The 13,888-nt window shown below is 74.3% G+C and carries 10 protein-coding genes; 1 reads left to right on the top strand and 9 read right to left on the bottom strand.

The genetic code is table 11. The features are described from left to right. Positions 1–65: 65 nt before the first annotated feature. Positions 66–3,107 carry a S8 family serine peptidase gene (locus tag AC4OR8_RS03755; RefSeq protein ID WP_492164230.1) on the bottom strand — a complete coding sequence of 1,014 codons (3,042 nt, stop codon included), beginning with the start codon at positions 3,105–3,107 and terminating at the stop codon, positions 66–68. Positions 3,108–3,295: 188 nt separating this feature from the next. Between AC4OR8_RS03755 and AC4OR8_RS03750 the strand changes: the two genes are divergently transcribed. Further along, the gene (locus AC4OR8_RS03750) at positions 3,296–4,051 is read left to right on the top strand and encodes an SDR family oxidoreductase (RefSeq protein ID WP_492164229.1); all 756 of its coding nucleotides are present in this window, start codon (positions 3,296–3,298) and stop codon (positions 4,049–4,051) included. Positions 4,052–4,090: 39 nt separating this feature from the next. On the opposite strand, the gene AC4OR8_RS03745 is transcribed toward AC4OR8_RS03750, so the two are convergent. The 8 genes from AC4OR8_RS03745 to AC4OR8_RS03710 all read right to left on the bottom strand — a co-directional run bounded on the left by AC4OR8_RS03745 (position 4,091) and on the right by AC4OR8_RS03710 (position 13,735). Beyond that, on the bottom strand, positions 4,091–4,531 hold the full coding sequence (locus AC4OR8_RS03745) for a DoxX family protein (protein WP_492164228.1): 441 nt from the start codon (positions 4,529–4,531) through the stop codon (positions 4,091–4,093). Beyond that, entirely contained in the window at positions 4,528–5,217 is a 690-nt protein-coding gene (locus AC4OR8_RS03740; RefSeq protein WP_492164227.1) for a histidine phosphatase family protein, read from the bottom strand. Before AC4OR8_RS03740 ends, AC4OR8_RS03745 begins: the two co-directional genes overlap by 4 nt. Further along, on the bottom strand, positions 5,217–6,284 hold the full coding sequence (locus AC4OR8_RS03735; RefSeq protein ID WP_492164226.1) for a phosphotransferase family protein: 1,068 nt from the start codon (positions 6,282–6,284) through the stop codon (positions 5,217–5,219). The genes AC4OR8_RS03740 and AC4OR8_RS03735 overlap by 1 nt, the downstream gene beginning before the upstream one ends. Next, positions 6,281–7,096 (bottom strand): SDR family NAD(P)-dependent oxidoreductase, encoded by an 816-nt coding sequence (locus tag AC4OR8_RS03730; protein ID WP_492164225.1) that lies wholly within the window; start codon positions 7,094–7,096, stop codon positions 6,281–6,283. The genes AC4OR8_RS03735 and AC4OR8_RS03730 overlap by 4 nt, the downstream gene beginning before the upstream one ends. Beyond that, a complete protein-coding gene (locus tag AC4OR8_RS03725; RefSeq protein ID WP_492164224.1) occupies positions 7,093–8,373 on the bottom strand; it encodes an acyl-CoA dehydrogenase family protein in 1,281 nt (426 codons plus the stop codon). The genes AC4OR8_RS03730 and AC4OR8_RS03725 overlap by 4 nt, the downstream gene beginning before the upstream one ends. A 420-nt stretch (positions 8,374–8,793) precedes the next feature. After that, complete coding sequence (locus tag AC4OR8_RS03720) at positions 8,794–10,383, bottom strand: hypothetical protein (RefSeq protein ID WP_492164223.1); 1,590 nt, start codon at positions 10,381–10,383, stop codon at positions 8,794–8,796. Further along, positions 10,358–11,095, bottom strand: coding sequence for an ABC transporter ATP-binding protein (locus AC4OR8_RS03715; protein ID WP_492164222.1), 738 nt, complete (start codon positions 11,093–11,095; stop codon positions 10,358–10,360). The genes AC4OR8_RS03720 and AC4OR8_RS03715 overlap by 26 nt, the downstream gene beginning before the upstream one ends. A gap of 429 nt (positions 11,096–11,524) precedes the next feature. Further along, the gene (locus AC4OR8_RS03710; protein ID WP_492164221.1) at positions 11,525–13,735 is read right to left on the bottom strand and encodes a 3-hydroxyacyl-CoA dehydrogenase NAD-binding domain-containing protein; all 2,211 of its coding nucleotides are present in this window, start codon (positions 13,733–13,735) and stop codon (positions 11,525–11,527) included. Between the last annotated feature and the right edge of the window lie 153 nt (positions 13,736–13,888).

Genomic DNA, 13,888 nt, shown 5'->3' with positions numbered 1-13,888 from the left:
GCGGGGTGGCCGTCCAGGTCGTGCTCGTGGACCAGGGTGGGGTCGAGTGCAACCCCGTCACCGGGTCACGGGGTGGCGGTGGAGACCTCCACGGTGGTCGCGAGACCGGTGTCGCCGTAGAGGACCTGCCCCAGGAAGCGGGCGTCCTCGGCCAGACCGGTCCACGAGATCTCGTAGGTGGACTCCTCGCCCTGCGTCACCGGGAGCGGGTCGGGGGTGGCGGTGAGGTCACCCACGGCGGTGGCGTCGTCGACGACGTAGCTGTCGAGACGGAAGTCCATCGGGGCCCCCTCCTCGCCGGCGGCGTAGCCGTTGACCACGACGAAGTACGCCGCGGCGCTCGGCTCGGTGATGGTGACCGACTCGTCGGCGGCACCGGTGGCCGACGACGGGCCCTCCGCGGTGGCTGCGGCGCAGCCGGCCGTGGCCTCGTAGGTGAACAGGTCGAGGTCGGCGGTGTCGTCGGCGGCGTCGGCGTCGAAGCGCACCAGCGGGGTGCCGGCCGGCACGTCGACGCAGTAGACCGCGTCGTCGCCGACGTCGACGGAGTCCTCGACGGACTCGGCCTGGGTGAGGCCCTGGGTGGTCAGGTCGATCTCGCCGGTCTCACCGCTGGTGACGGTGACGTCGACCGAGCCGTCGGTGCCGGTGCCGGTCACGACGCTGGGTGCATCGAGGGCCACGGCCTTCAGGGCGACGGGCATGCGGGCCGTGGTGGTGCCGACCAGCTTGACGAAGCCCTTCTTCCAGGTGTCGGTCGCCGTGGTGGGCTTGGCGGTGAAGGTCACGGTGATCTTGCGCTTCACGCCGGGACCGGCCGCGGAGATGGTGCGCTTGTCGACGGTGGCGCTGAAGCCCGGGACGCTCGGCACGACCTTCCAGGAGCCCTTCGCCTGGCTGGTGACGGTGCGGGTGAAGGAGGTGCTGCCCACGACGGCGTGGTCGGCCATCGAGGGGAGGTTGACGCGCTTGGCGTCGAACTCCTCGACACCGGTGTCGTAGCCCTGGGCGGTGATCAGGCCGTACCACTGGCGCGGCGTGGAGGTGATGAAGAGGCCGGGCTGGAACATGCTGCCCGGCGTGACCTGGCCGGCGCCCTGGGCGAAGGCGTCGCGCGAGGCGCCGTCGTTCTCCGTGCGGGTGCTGGTGGCGGTGGTCATCATCGCCGACTGGACCATCTGCGGGGTCCAGGTCGGGTTCTCGGCGAGCAGCAGCGCACCGAGACCGGCGATGTGGGGTGCGGCCATCGACGTGCCGGAGTAGAGGTCGAAGTCACGGTCGCTGTTCGACGGCGGCGCGACGGCGGCGAGCACGCTCTGGCCGGGCGCGGCGATGTCGGGCTTGAGGATGTCGCTCTCGTTGGCCTCGGCCGGGCCCCGCGAGGAGAAGCCGGAGACCTGGGGCAGCGCGGCCGACGCCTCGTCGGTCTGGTTGCCCGGGAGCAGCGCGGCCGTGGGGGCCGCGGTGTCGAGGTAGGCGTAGATCGCCTCCGCGTCGTCGTTGTTCAGGTGCACGGTCGGCACGGGGTGCAGGTCGGCGTCGATGCTGCTCGGGGCGGGGTTGACCAGGATCATCCCGACGCCCCCGGCGCGCTCGACCTCGGTGGACTTCTCCACGCGGCCGTAGGTGCCGCGCAGGCAGACCACGACCGTGTCGGCCACGACGGCGGGGTCGAGGCTGTCGGGCGCGCAGAGAGCGGCGTCGTCCTCGGTGGACCCGGCGGCGACGGCCTCGGCGGAGTCGACCAGCGGGGTCTGCGTGGGCAGGCCCTCGCCGTCGATCATGGCGCCGAGGTAGCGGGTGCCGTCACCGAGCTCGACGGTGCCGTCGAAGTTGCGGTAGGTGGTGGCGGCCACGGTGGTCAGCCAGGGGCTGTTGTGGGCCACGGTCGAGGCGGTCGGGCCGCTGTTGCCGGCGGAGGCGGCGACGAAGATGCCGGCGTCGGCCGCGCCCGCGAAGGCGATCTCGACGGGGTCGACGACGGTGTCCAGGGCGCCGGAGATGGAGAAGTTGATGACGTCGACGCCGTCGCGCACGGCGTCGTCGATCGCGGAGAGGATGGCGTCGGTGTAGCAGCCGCCGGTGTCGGGGTCGGTGTCCTCCCAGCAGACCTTGTATGAGGCGATGGAGGCACCGGGCACCATGCCGGTGACCTCGCCGAAGTCGATGCCGTCGACGGAGACGTCGGGCACGACGTTGCCGGCCGCGGTGCTCGCGGTGTGGCTGCCGTGTCCGCCGCCGTCGCGCGGGGAGATGAACTCGCCGGGGCCGTACTCCTCGGGCGGGACGGTGTCGACGAAGCTGTCGGGGTAGTAGCGCGCGCCGATGATCTTGGTGGAGCAGTCGGTGATCGCGAAGTCGTCGGTCGTCTCGCAGGCGCCGCGGAACGCGCCGCCGTCGGCCTTCTCCATGGTGGTGTTGCCCAGCGGGTCGACGCGGGCGCGCCACTGGCCGGTGGGGGTGCCGCTGAGCTGCTGGCCGGAGAACGACGGGTTCTCGGGCCAGATGCCGGTGTCGAGGTCGCCGACCACGACGCCGGAGCCGGCGCGGGCCTGGCCGCCGTGCTGGCGCCACACGCCGCCCTTGCCGTACATGCCGAGCGCCGCCGCGGTGTTGGTGGTGCTGGCGTCGGGGGTGCGCGCCTCCACCGGGACGACCGCGTAGACGTCCTTGGACGCGGCGAGCTCGGTGGCCTGGGCCCCGGTCAGCTGGGTCGCGAAGCCGTTGGTGGCGGTGGTGTAGCTGCGCACCACCTCCGCACCGACGGCGGAGGCCGAGGCCCGCTGCTGGCGCTGCAGGTAGGCGCGGTAGTCGACGGCGGCCGCGGAGCGGGCGTCGAGGGACCGGCCGGGGGCGGCCTTGGTGGCGGCGAGGCCGCGGGTGCCCCCGTCGTAGGCGGCGATGCTGGGCTGCTCCATCAGGACGATGTAGCGGCCGTCCTCGAACACGTCGAGCGCAGGACGCTGCGACGCGTCGAGGGGCTGGATGCCGCTGGGGTCGGCGGCGCCGGCCGGCGACACGGTGGCCACCAACCCGGCCGCGACGACGCCCGCGGAGACGACGCCGAGCGCGCTGCGCGCCGCCCGGCGTGAGTGAAAGATCGACACGAAGACTCCCTGAGACCGAGACACCCGCGCGTCGACACCCGATGTTTCGACAGAAGGCGCGGTGTAGACGACAGAAGGCCACCACGCGGCCCCTGTCAAGGGGTACGCCGCGCCGACACCCGAACGTGGTACGACCGAGACGCGCCCCGGGCGACCCTGCACCGAGCGGGTGGGCGATGATCGCGCCCATGCCGACCACCCTGATCACCGGCGCCTCCTCCGGCCTCGGCGCCGAGATGGCCCGCCAGCTGGCGGCCCGCGGCCACGACCTCGCGCTCTGCGCCCGACGTACCGAGCGGCTCGACGCGCTGCGCGCCGAGGTGCTCGCCGCCCACCCGGACCGACGGGTGGAGGTGCGCGCCCTCGACGTCACCGACCACGACGCCGTGCCGGCCGTGGTGGAGGACCTGCGTGCCGCCTTCGGCCACCTCGACCGCGTCGTGGTGAACGCCGGCCTTGGGAAGGGCGCCCCGGTCGGCACCGGTCGCGCCGAGGTCAACCGCGAGACCGCGATGACCAACTTCGTGGGCGCGCTGAGCCAGGTGGAGGCCGCGATGGAGGTGTTCCGCGCCCAGGAGCAGGGGCACCTCGTGATGGTGTCGTCGGTCTCCGCGCTGCGCGCGATGCCGCGGTCGATGACGACGTACGCCGCCAGCAAGATCGGCGCGGCCTACCTCGCCGAGGGCGTGCGCCACGAGCTGCACGGCACCCCGCTGGCGCGCAGCGTCAAGGTCACGGTGCTCTACCCCGGCTACATCGCCTCGGAGATGAACGAGCACACGTCCTCGACGCCGCTGATGGTCTCCACCGAGAAGGGCGTGCGGGCGATGGTGGCCGCGATCGAGAAGCAGGTCGACTCGGCGTGCGTCCCGGCGCTGCCGTGGGCGCCGCTGTCGGTGGTCGTGCGGCACGCCCCGCTCGGCGTGCTCAAGCGCCTGCTCTAGCCCTGGGCCAGCCCTGGACCAGCCCTGGGTCAGCCCGGCTCAGCGCCCACGGCGGCGGCGCGCGAGGACGTCGCGCAGCAGGTCCCACGCCCCCGAGCACCACAGCGCCCACGCGACCAGCACCGGCTGGAAGAACAGCCGCACCAGCCGGGCGCGGTCGGTGTCGAGGGTGAACCCGTCGGTGCCGGTGACGTACTGGCTGACGTTGCCCGGGAACACCGCCACCAGCAGCGCCGCGACGGCCAGGCCGACCCGGGCGCGCCAGCGTCCGCGGGTGAGCAGCAGCGCGGTGCCGAGCACGATCTCGACCACGCCGGAGACCACGACGGTGGTCTCCCGTGCCGGGAACCACGGCGGCACCTGCGCCAGGAAGGCGTCGACGTCGACGAGGTGGGCGACCCCGGCGACGACGAGGAACCCGCCCAGCAGCACGCGGGCCAGCGTGCTGGCCAGCACCGACAGCAGGGGGTCGGTGCTCACCGGTAGGTCAGCGCCTCGCCCGCGACGTGCGGGTGCTCGTTGAAGGTGAGCAGGCGCGCGCCGGTGGAGCCGACGACGACGCGGGTCACGCCGGTGTTGACGCACACCGTGTTCAGCCGGCTCCACGACCGCGCGACCCGCGCGGCGTCGTCCTCGTCGGGGTCGAGCAGCGCGGCGGCCACCGCGGCCACCACCCCGCCCGAGGTGACCACCACGGTGGTGCCGCCCCGGCCCGAGGCGCGCGCCGCGGCGTCCAGGGAGGCCCGTACCCGGGCGGTGAAGTCGTGCCACGACTCGGGGTACGCCGCACCGCCGGCACCGGGCTCGCCCGCCGTCCAACGCCGGGTGGCCTCCTCGAAGGCCCGCTGGAACGCGCGCCGGTCGTCGAGGGTGTCGGGACCGAGCAGCTCGGGGTGGGCGCCCAGGACGCCGAGGTGGTCGAACTCGTCCCACCCGGGGTCGACGTCCGCCGACAGATCGGCCCACCCCGCGGCCTGCGACACGGCCTCCAGGGTCTCGCGGTGGCGGCGCATCGCGCCCCGCACCAGCCGCGTGGGTCGTACGTCGTGGGCGGCCAGCCACGCACCGAGCAGGCGGCCCTGCTCCCAGCCGGTCGGCGAGAGCACGTCGTAGTCGTCGGCGCCGAAGCTGGCCTGCCCGTGGCGCACCAGCAGCAGGACCCCCATCAGGCCTCGGCGACGAGGCGGCGGCAGCGCGCCTCGAGGTAGGGCACGACCTGGCCGTAGACGGCGTAAGACTCGTTGGTGGTCTGGCCGTGGACGTAGCGGTACCAGATCTGCTGGGCGATCACGGCGAGGCGGAACAGGCCGAAGACCTCGTAGAACGTCCACGCGGTCGGCGTGAGGTCGAGGCCGGTGCGCTCGCAGTAGCGGCGGGCCAGCTCGGCACGGGTCCACATGCCGGGGGTCGTGGTGGGCTGGCGGCGGAACAGCTGGAACAGCTCGTCGTCGTCGGCCTGCACCCAGTAGGCGGAGGTGCAGGAGAGGTCCATCAGCGGGTCGCCGACGGTGGCCAGCTCCCAGTCGAGGACCCCGACGACGTCGAGGTCGGCCCCGAGCACGAGGTTGTCGAAGCGGAAGTCGTTGTGGATCAGCACCCGGCCGGTGTCGGCGGGCTGGTGGGCGTCGAGCCAGCCGGTCAGGTCCGACCAGTCGCCGGTGTCGTCAGTGCGGGCGTCGCCCAGTCGGCGCGTCCAGCCCGAGACCTGCCGCGCGACGTACCCCTCGCCGCGGCTCAGCGCGGCCAGCTCCGGCACGGCGTCGACGTCGATGCCGTGCAGGGTGACCAGCACGTCGAGGAACCGTTCGCACAGCGCCTCGGCCGTCGCAGGCGTCACCGGCTGCATCGACTCGGGGAAGTCCTGGCGCAGGATCGTGCCGTCGAGGCGCTCCATGACGTAGAACTCCGAGCCGATCACCGACTCGTCGTCGCAGTGGCCGAGCTGCGGGGCGATGTAGGGGAACACCGGGGCGAGCGCGGCCTGGATGCGGTGCTCGCGGCCCATGTCGTGGGCGCCCTTCGCCTTCCGCCCCGCCGGCGGCCGGCGCAGGATCAGGTCGGGGCCCTGCTCCATGCGCAGCAGGTAGGTGAGGTTGGACGCACCGCCGCGGAACTGGCGCACCTCGGCCACCGGGCCGCGCCCCAGCCAGGCCTCCAGCGCGGCGACGTCGAAGGAGTCCTCCGCGCGCAGCGCCTTCGCGGGGTTGCCGTCGGCCTCGGGGTGTGCGGTCACGGTGCGTTCCTCTCGAGCTTGGCGGCCTGGGCGCGCATCACCTGGTCGTAGGCCGCGCGGTCGTGCTGCTTGAGCGCCCACGCGTCGCGGGCGGGCTGGTCGGGCACGATCAGCTCGTCGCCGCGCGCGAGGCCCTCGACGACCGCCGCGGCGATGTCGGCCGCGGTGGTCGTCGATCGCTCGACCAGTCGCGCCATGGTGGCGCCGAGGGCGGCGTCGGCGCCCTGCAGGGAGTCCATCAGGTTGGTGCGGAAGTACGACGGGCACACCGCGTGGGCCGTCACGCCGTGGGCGGCCAGCTCGTGCCCGGTGGTCTCGGTGAGCGCCACGACCGCGGCCTTCACGGCGTTGTACGACGCCATCCCGGCCGGGTGCACCAGCCCGGCCAGCGACGCCACGTTGACGATCGCGCCGGAGCCCTGGCGCTTCAGCAGCGGCACCACCGCGCGGGTGCCGCGCACCGCGCCGAACAGGTTGACCTCGAAGATCCAGTGCCACTCGTCGACGGTCGCCACGTCGAGGCGCCCACCGCCGGCCACGCCGGCGTTGTTGACCAGCACGTCGAGCCCGCCCCAGCGCCGCTCCACCTCGACGACCGCGTCGGCCCACTGCTCGTCGGAGGTGATGTCGAGGGCCAGGCCGCCCTCGGGGGCGCGCAGGTCGGTGCGCAGGACGCGGTGGCCGCCGGCCTCGAGGGCGTCGGACAGCGCCGCCCCGAGCCCGGAGGCGGCGCCGGTGACCAGCACCCGGCGCGGCTGGTCGAGGGGGCCGTGGCCCGGGGTCGTCCGCGGGGTCGTCTGCGGGGTCGTCACCGGCGCGCCCCGTAGCGGCCGAGCTCGAGGCGCGCCACGACGCCGCGGTGCACCTCGTCGGGGCCGTCGGCCAGGCGCAGCGCGCGTGCCGACGTCCAGGCCGCCGACAGCGGGTGGTCGTCGGAGAGCCCGCCACCGCCGTGCAGCTGCATGGCCATGTCGATGACCTGCTGGGCCATGCTCGGCACCGCCACCTTGATCTGGGAGACCTCCGACAGCGCGTTCATCGGCCCGCCGACGTCGAGCTTCCAGGCGGCGTCGAGCACGAGCAGCCGCGCGGAGCTGATCGCGATGCGGGCGTCGGCGATGCGCTCGCGGTTGCCGCCGAGGTTGGCCAGCGGCTTGCCGAACGCCTCCCGCTCCAGGCCGCGGCGACACGCCAGCTCGAGCGCCATCTCGGCCAGCCCGATCAGGCGCATGCAGTGGTGCACCCGGCCCGGGCCGAGACGGCCCTGGGCGATGGCGAAGGCCTCCCCGGGGCCGCTGAGGATGTTGGTCACCGGCACCCGCACGTCGGCGAACGACACCTCGCCGTGCCCCAGCGGCTCGTCGTGGAGCCCCATCGTGCTGAGCATCCGCTCGATCCGCACCCCGGGGGTGTCGCGCGGCACCAGCACCATCGAGTGGCGGTGGTGGCGGTCGACGCTCTGCTGGTTCTCCGGGAGGTCGGTGAGCCCCATGAACACGAAGATCTCGCAGTCGGGGTGGCCCACCCCGGTCGACCACCACTTGCGGCCGTTGACCACCACCTCGTCGCCGTCGACGACCGCGGTCGCCTCCATCGTGGTGGCGTCGGAGGAGGCCACGCCCGGCTCGGTCATCGTGAACGCCGAGCGGATGCGCCCGTCGAGCAGCGGCTCCAGCCAACGCTCGCGCTGGGCGGGGGTGCCGTAGCGCAGCAGCACCTCCATGTTGCCGGTGTCGGGGGCGTTGCAGTTCAGCACCAGCGGGGCGATCGCGCTGCGCCCGGTCAGCTCCGCGATCGGGGCGTAGTCGACGTTGGTGAGGCCCTCGCCGCCGTCGGTGCCGAAGCGGGCGGCGTACTCGCCGGCGTGCTCCTTGGGCAGGAACAGGTTCCACAGGCCGCGGGCCCGCGCCTTCGCCTTGAGCTCCTCGAGCACCGGCTGCGGCTCCCAGGGGCTGGGGCCGGTGCTGTCGGCGCGGCGCCGGGCCAGCTCGGCGTGGTACGCCGGCTCGACCGGCGCCACCTCCTCGGCGATGAAGGCCGCCACCCGGGCGGTCAGGTCGGCGGCGCGGGGGGACGGGGAGAAGTCCATGCCTCGCACCCTAGGACCTGCCGCGTGACCGCCGTCTCAGGGTCCTCGTGGTGGTCGCCGCGTGCCTCGTGGCGGGGCCGTCGGGTGGTCGGTGGCCTGGGGTCTGGGGTCTGGGCGGCTGGGGGTCTGGGGGTCTGGGGGTCCGGGGGTGGACGTCATACGAATCGTGGATGCGGCTCCACCCTTCGTGTGACGCTCGGCCCCCCCCGCCCCCGCCCCGCGGTCGCCCCGCCCCGCCCCGCCCCGCGGTCGGACGTCATACGGATCGTGCATGCGACTCCACCCTCCGTATGACGCTCGGCCCACCGCCCCCGCCCCGCGGGCGGACGTCATACGAACCGTGGATGCGACTCCACGACTCGTATGACGCAACGCCCCCTCCGCCGGCGGACCCGGCGGCCCCGGCGAACCCGGAGCCGGTCAGGCGGTCACGGTGAGGACGACGCGGGCCCGGTCGACGGGGTCGAGCCAGCGGCGCCGGGTGCGCAGCAGCCGCCCCGACGACCACGCCAGGAACGGCACGGCGCACAGCAGCGGCACGCCGACGCCCTCGGTGCGGGCCAGGCCGGAGAAGACCAGGCCGGTGACGGTGGTGCTGACCGCGAGGCGGGTGGAGTAGCCGACCATGCCGAGCGGCGGGGCGGGGGTGGCGCGCGCCGAGCGCAGGTCGACGGCGTGGGGGTGGGCCGCCGACCAGCGCATCGCGGCCGCGACGACCTGCACGGTCACCACCACCACCGACGCCGCCAGCGCGGCGAGCTCGGGCGGGGTCGGCACGCCGGCGCGCACGGCGGCGATGGCCATGGTGAGCAGCGAGGCCACCAGCAGGAACTCCGCCAGCACCCACGCCCGCGCGGCGAAGACGGTGGCGGGGTCGACGGGGAGGCTCTCGCGCCAGCGTCCGCCGCGACCGTCGAGGCACCACGCGTTGACGCCGAAGAGCAGAGCCCCGCCGGAGGCGACCAGCCCGGGCAGCACCGTCATCGTGCTCCACGGCAGGTCGCCCAGCAGGGCCACCAGCCCGGGGCCGACGGCCAGCACCAGCAGTCCCCGCCGCATCGGCACCGCCCGCCACACCGAGGCGCGGTCGGTGCGCACCAGCGCGGCGAACGCCGAGCGCGGGAGCCGGCGCACGGCGTGGTGGTCGGTCTCCACGTCGGACTCGTCGCGCGGCAGCAGCCGCGCCGCGAGGTGCGCCGGCACGGCGCCGACGGCGACCGCACCGACCAGCAGCCCCAGGAGCGCCAGCAGGGTCACCGCCCAGCGCAGCGAGACGCCGTCGACGAGCCCGGCGAGCACCTCGACGGTCGGCACCCGGTCGAGCGCCGCCACCAGTCGACCGGTGGCCTGCAGCACCACGGCGGCGACCACCGCGGCGAGGGTGAGGGTGCGCACCACCGCGATGCCGTGACGGGTGCGTCGTACGCCCTCGAGGGTCCAGGCCACCACCTGGGCCAGGGCGGTCGCGGCGGCGAGCCACAGCACCATGCCGGCCTGGGCGGCGGCCACCCGGTCGGGTCCGAGCGCGAAGGCCGTGGCGCCCAGGAGGGTCCAGGCCTGCAGCAGCCAGGCGATGTTGAGCGGCGCCAGCGCGAGCGCGCCGAGGTGGTCGGTGGTGGGGCTGACGGGGTGCACCGCGGCGGGCTCGCGCGCCAGCAGCTCGCGCCCGCCGCCGGAGGCCACCGCCGAGACCAGGGCCAGCGCCAGGAAGCCGGTCATCGCGGTGGGCAGCAGCAGCAGCGCGTCGAAGGCGCCGCCGTCGGTGTCCCCGGCGCCCGGCACGAACGCCGGCACCACCGCGGCCGCCACCGTCACGCCGACGAGCAGGGCCACCAGCGCGGCGAGGACGCCGCGGCGTCGTACGCCGGCCCGCCGGAAGCGCAGCAGCACCCCGGTGTCGACCACGGCACGCCCGGCGTCGGCCAGCACGTCGGCCAGGACGCCGGCCGGCGCGACCCGGTCGCGGCGGGGGGCGGGCGCCGGCTCAGTCGAGGAGACCGCGGTAGGCACGTGCGCCGTCCTCCCCCACCATCTCCTGGGCGGCGAGGGTGGCCACCTGGGCGCCGCCGCGCAGCACCGTGACGGTGGAGCAGGCCTCGATGGCCAGCTCGCGCAGGTGGGTCGAGACCAGCACGCAGGCGCCACGGGCGCGGGCGTCGGCGACCACCTCGAGGGTGGCCTCCACCCCGATCGGGTCGACGCCGTCGAACGGCTCGTCGAGGAGCAGGACGTCGGGCTCGTGCAGCGCGGCGAGCACCACCGACAGCCGGCGTCCCATGCCGTGGGAGAAGCCCGCCGTGACCCGGTGGGCGGCGTCACCGAGCTCGAAGCGCTCCAGCAGGTCGCGCCCGCGGCGCTCCCACCCGCCGGGACGGTCGCGCCAGGTGCGGTCGAGGCGGCGCAGCCGCGCGGAGAGCTGCAGGTGCTCCCACGGCGTCGCCCGCGGCACCAGTCCGCCGACGTCGGGGCAGTAGCCCACCGCCTGCTTGACGCGCAGCGGGTCGCGGCGCACGTCGTGGCCGGCCACCAGCACCGTGCCGGCGGTCGGCGGCACCACCCCCGCCAGCACCCGCATGGTCGTGGACTTGCCGGCGCCGTTGCGGCCCAGCAGCGCGGTCGCCCGCCCGGCGTGGGCCTGCAGGTCGACACCGGCCACGGCCTCCACCTCGCCGAAGCGCACGTGCAGGCCGCGAACGTCGACAGCGGGCGGAGGGGTCGTCACCGCGCCATCCTCGCCCGCCGCGCGCCCCCGCGCGACGGGTCACGGCCACAATGACCCGGACGCGCCACCGGGTCCCCCGATCGGAGGACTCGGTGCCGGTCGTGCGGCAGGCGCGCGTCCGGTCAGGCGCTCGTGCCGTCCTGCGCCCGTCGTACGGCTCGGGCGCGGCTCGTCGGCCGGTCGCACCGCTGGGCCGGTCGGTGTGGGGGGCGGCCGACCCCAGGCGTCCCACCTGTCGGCCCGCACCCGCACCTGTCGGCCCGTGCGTCGGCCGACAGGTGCGGGTTTCGCCAGCCGGCTGGTGAAACCCGCAGACCCGCCCCGCCCACCCGTCGGCCGGGGGTTGTCGACCCGAACCCTTGGTTGTCGACCGAGGCTTCGGCCGACGACCGAGGGTTTCACCGGATATCCGGTGAAACCCTCACCACCTCACACCGGGAACGACTCGCCCCGCTCGGCCATGGCCCGCAGGTACGGCGTGGGGGCGAAGCGGTCGCCGTAGGCGGCGGCGAGCTCGTCGGCGCGACGGACGAAGGCGGCGAGGCCGATCTCGCCGTCGGCGGCCTGGTAGCCGGTCATGTACTGCGCGGCGCCGCCGGTCATCGGCGGGAAGCCGATGCCCATGATCGAGCCGATGTTGGCCGCGGCGGCCGAGGTGATCACGCCCTCCTCGAAGCACTTCGCGGTCTCGAGCGCCTCGGCGAAGAGCATCCGCTCCTTCATGTCGACGAACGGGATCTGCTCCTCGGCGACCGGGAACTCTCCGGCGAGCCCGGACCAGAGACCCTGGCGCTTGCCGTCGGCGTACTCGTAGAACCCGGCGCCCTTGAGCCGCGAGGGGCGCTCGAGGCCGAGCATCCGCTGCACGACGGCGGTGCCGGGGTGGGTGGCGTACGGCGTGCCGTCGCGCTCGCCGGCCTCGCGGGTGGCCTTCTCGATCTTGGCCATCAGCTCCATGTTGAGCTCGTCGGTGAGCTGCAGCGGGCCGACCGGGTAGCCGGCCTGCGTGGCGGCGCGCTCGAGCGAGACCGGGTGGGCGCCCTCGGCGAGCATCGCGAGGCCCTCGTTGACGAAGAACCCGATGACCCGCGAGGTGTAGAAGCCGCGGCTGTCGTTGACCACGATCGGCGTCTTGCGGATCTGCTGCACCACGTCGTAGGCCTTGGCCAGCGCCACGTCGGAGGTCTCCGCGCCGCGGATGATCTCGACCAACGGCATCTTGTCGACGGGGCTGAAGAAGTGCAGGCCGATGAAGTCGGCGGGGCGGTCGACGCCCTGGGCCAGCTCGGTGATCGGCAGGGTGGAGGTGTTGGAGCACAGCAGCGCGTCGGCGTCGACGTACGGCGCCACCTCGGCGAACACCTTGGCCTTCAGCGAGGGGTCCTCGAAGACGGCCTCGATGACCAGGTCGCAGCCGGCGAGGTCGGCGGGGTCGCCGGTGGCGGTGATCCGGCCGAGCAGCTCGGCCTTCTTCTCCTCGGTGCTCTTGCCCCGGGAGATGGCCTTGTCGAGGAGGTTCTCGGAGTAGGCCTTGCCCTTGGCGGCGTTCTCGTCGGAGACGTCCTTGAGCACGACCTCCATGCCCGCGCGGGCACAGGAGTAGGCGATGCCGGCTCCCATCATGCCGGCGCCGAGCACGCCGACCTTGGTGGCCTTCCACGGCTCGACGCCCTGGGGACGCAGCGAGCCCGACTTGATGGCCTGCAGGTCGAAGAAGAACGCCTGGATCATGTTCTTCGAGCCCTGCTCGGTGATCAGCTTGGTCAGGTAGCGCGACTCGATGCGCGAGGCGGTGTCGAAGTCGCGCATCGCGCCCTCGACGGCGGCCGAGAGGATCGCCCGGGCGGCGGGGTAGACCGCGCCCTTGGTCTGCTTGCGCAGCAGCGCCGGGAACGCCGGCAGGAACGCCCCGAGCGCCGGGCCCTTCGGGTTGCCGCCGGGCATCTTGTAGCCGGGGGCGTCCCACGGGTTCTGGGTGGCCTCGGGGTGGGCCTTGATCCACGCCTTCGCGGCCGGCACGAGCTCGTCGCGGGTGGCGACCAGCTCGTCGACCAGGCCCTTCTCCAGCGCCTGGGCGGGCGTGAACTGGGTGCCGGCCAGCAGCACGTCCATCAGCGCCTCCTGGAGCCCCAGGAGCCGCACGACGCGGGTCACGCCGCCCCCGCCGGGCAGCAGGCCCAGCGACGACTCGGGCAGGCCCAGCGCCACCTTCGGGTCGTCGACGACGATGCGGTGGTTGGTGGCCAGGCAGATCTCGAAGCCGCCGCCGAGCGCGGCGCCACCGACGGCGGCGACGACGGGACGGGGCAGCTTCTCGAGGCGACGCAGGGGGGCCTTGACGCCCTCGGCCATCGCGAACACGTCGGCGGCGTCGTCGGGGCCGGCCTTCACCATGCCCTTGAGGTCGCCGCCGGCGAAGAACGTCTTCTTGGCGCTGGCCACGACGACGCCGGTGACGGAGTCGGGGTCGGCGGCGATCTCGTCCTCGAGGCGGTCGACGACGGCGCGCATCGAGGCGCTGTAGAGCTCGTTCATAGTGTTGGCCGACTGGTTGGGGTCGTCCAGGGTCAGGGTGACGATGCCGTCGGCGTCCTTGTCGTAGCGGACGGCGGTCTGCTGCTCGTGGGTGGTGGTGCTCATCGTGTGGTCCTGTTCGTGGAGGTCAGTGGGTACGGCGGGCGCGGCCCCGCGGGGCTGGTCCGGGGCGGCGCCTGGGTGGCCCGGTCGGGCGGGCACGTCACCTGGTCTCGGCGCGCGGGTCACGGCGTCGCTCGGCCGTGTCGCGCTCGACCA

The organism is Nocardioides sp. FY1077, from assembly GCF_058681775.1.
The sequence above is the reverse complement of the archived record's forward strand: the minus strand, read 5'-3'. Positions and strand labels throughout refer to the sequence as shown.

What these genes read in the sequence shown, in the direction of transcription:
- AC4OR8_RS03725 (WP_492164224.1), bottom strand. Translation starts at nt 8,373, where the DNA reads ATGGACTTCTCCCCGTCCCCCCGCGCCGCCGACCTGACCGCCCGGGTG.
- AC4OR8_RS03740 (WP_492164227.1), bottom strand. Translation starts at nt 5,217, where the DNA reads ATGGGGGTCCTGCTGCTGGTGCGCCACGGGCAGGCCAGCTTCGGCGCC.
- AC4OR8_RS03750 (WP_492164229.1), top strand. Translation starts at nt 3,296, where the DNA reads ATGCCGACCACCCTGATCACCGGCGCCTCCTCCGGCCTCGGCGCCGAG.
- AC4OR8_RS03710 (WP_492164221.1), bottom strand. Translation starts at nt 13,735, where the DNA reads ATGAGCACCACCACCCACGAGCAGCAGACCGCCGTCCGCTACGACAAG.